The sequence below is a fragment of the Rhodococcus sp. EPR-157 genome, assembly GCF_001647195.1.
In the GTDB taxonomy this organism is placed as follows: domain Bacteria; phylum Actinomycetota; class Actinomycetes; order Mycobacteriales; family Mycobacteriaceae; genus Rhodococcoides.
On sequence record NZ_LVCV01000674.1, the window covers coordinates 1 to 2,297 of the forward strand.

Below are 2,297 nucleotides of genomic sequence, written 5' to 3' on the forward strand. Positions count from 1 at the left end.
GGCTGGTGCAGGCCACCCTCGACTTGGCCCGCGGCCTCGGGTTGGCCGACGTGCTGAGTGACGACTCTCGCAGGCGCGGAGAAATCGTGCGGGCGTGGGCGGGTGTGCTCGATTCGAGTCTGAAGATCGACAAGGGTGAGATTGCCGCGGCCAGCGGATGAATTGACGGCTTCGGCGAGCGCGAACGTGACGCTCGTGGTTCGCTCTGATCGTGAGTCAGGTACAGCAGTGAGTCAGGTACACCGGGGACACATCTTCCACATCGCAGGGTCGCCGACAGTCGACGGGGCCGCCGAAGCCCTGGTGTCGATCCCGGACGGCGCGCTCGTCGTCGACGATGACGGTGTGATCGTCTACGTGGGCGAGTTCGACCGCGTTCCCGCGGACAGCGGCATAGTCGTAGACCATCGGCCGGGCTTTCTGCTCCCCGGATTCATCGACACTCACGTTCATTTTCCGCAGACGTTCGCCGGCGACGCCTATGGAGGCGGTCAGCTACTCGAGTGGCTGAACGCGTGCATCTTCCCATCGGAATCGATGCTGGTGGATCCTCGGTTCGCTGCTGACGCCGCAGTAGCGTTCTGCGATCGCCGTATTGCAGCCGGAACCACGCAGGCGATGGTGTTCGGATCTGCGTTCCCGCACGCCCAGGATTCGTTGTTCGAGGAGACCCAGCGTCGTGGATTGCGGGTCGTCAGTGGCCGTGGAGTCCAGACCACCGGGCCCGACTCGGCCCAGGCGCTGATCACCAGCGAAGAAGACGCGATTCGGCTCGTGTCGGAAGAGATCGAGAAGTGGCATGCGGCCGACACCGGTGACGTCGCGACCGCGATGTTGCACGTTGCCGTCGTACCGCGGTTTTCCCTGTCGGTGACGACGGAGACGCTGAGGCGCCTTGGCGATCTGTACGACTCCGTCCGCGATCGCGGCGTGTACTTCCACAGTCACCTCAACGAGAACGACCGCCCCGGGACAGGCGAAGTTGCGACGACCAAGGAGACCTATCAGGTCGATTCGTACCTCGACACCTACGACGGGAAGTTCCTCCCCGGCTCGAAGGTCGGCGGCAAGAGCTTCCTCGGCAAGCGCAGCATCCTTGCCCACTCGGTCCACTGCCAGGACGTCGAATTGGCGCGCATGGCCGAGACCGGCACCTCGATCTCGCATTGCCCGACGTCGCAGCAGTTCCTCGGCTCGGGCACCATGCCGTGGAAGAGGACGGTCGCATCCGGTGTGAACATCGCCATCGGGTCGGACTACGGCGGCGGTGACGAGTTTCTCCTGACACGAGTGCTCGGCGACGCCTTCAAGGTGCATATTTCCGAGGCGGGCGACGACGGTGTGTCGATCCATCCGGCCGAACTGCTGTTCACCGGCACCCTGGCAGGCGCTCGCGCACTCGACATGGAAGACCGCATCGGCAACTTCGATCACGGCAAGGAAGCCGATTTCATCGTCGTCGACCCTGCTGCATGGCCACCGCTCGGTGGCTTGATCGACCGCGGCGTTCGATCGGAGGAACCGGACATGGCCCGAGACCAGATGTTGTTCGCGCTGCTGATGGCGATGCGAGAACCTGCGATCACCGAGGTATACGTGCAGGGTCGACGCATAGACGCGGTCTGATGCTGACCGCGCCGGCCACCGCCGTCAGCATCTTCCACCGCGAGGACACGCGAGAGGCATTCGCGTCCTGGGCAGCTGAGCTACAGGCAGCTGCCGAGCGAGCCCCCGGATTCGACAGCGCGCTCGTCTCGCACCCCGACGCTACGAACTTCGAGTGGGCGGCCGCTGTCTCCTTCGACTCCGAGGAGCATCTGCATGCCTGGCTCGACAGCCCGGAGCGCGCCCGTTTGCTCCGCCAGGGTGACGCGCACGGCCATCACCGGATCAGCACCGACCTCGTCGTCATCGAGGGAAGTGCGCCGTCGACCGGGGTCGGGATCATCGCGCACGACGTCGCGAACGGCAGGCAGGACGAGTTCCTACGAAGTCAGCAGGAGCTTGTCGATCTCAGCGCGGGATTCTCCGGATTCGAAGGCGCAGTACTCCTCGGTCCAGGACGCCCGAGCGACGCAGTGCTCGGCGATTCGGCGTCGAGGTGGTTGTCGGTGCTGCGGTTCCGCACGGACCGGCAACTGTCGGCGTGGATGCAGTCCGACGCACGCAGTGCCGCGCTGCCAGAACTTCGCAAACAGCTCACCGGCGACTTCTCGGTGATCACACACAGCACTCCGTTCGGTTCCATCGTCCGCGTCGAGGATGGCAAGACGCAGGTGACGCCGGACTGGAAGACG

At 64.7% G+C, this 2,297-nt stretch carries 2 protein-coding genes and 1 pseudogene; all 3 read left to right on the forward strand.

From position 1 onward, the window contains the following. Window positions 1–161: pseudogene (locus A2J03_RS28860) on the forward strand (TetR/AcrR family transcriptional regulator); the annotation flags it as partial. A gap of 67 nt (window positions 162–228) precedes the next feature. Then, the gene (locus tag A2J03_RS28865) at window positions 229–1,626 is read left to right on the forward strand and encodes an amidohydrolase family protein (RefSeq protein ID WP_068381506.1); all 1,398 of its coding nucleotides are present in this window, start codon (window positions 229–231) and stop codon (window positions 1,624–1,626) included. After that, window positions 1,626–2,297: antibiotic biosynthesis monooxygenase (locus A2J03_RS28870; protein ID WP_068381503.1), on the forward strand; the 672-nt coding region annotated here is incomplete at its 3' end. The genes A2J03_RS28865 and A2J03_RS28870, both read left to right, overlap by 1 nt.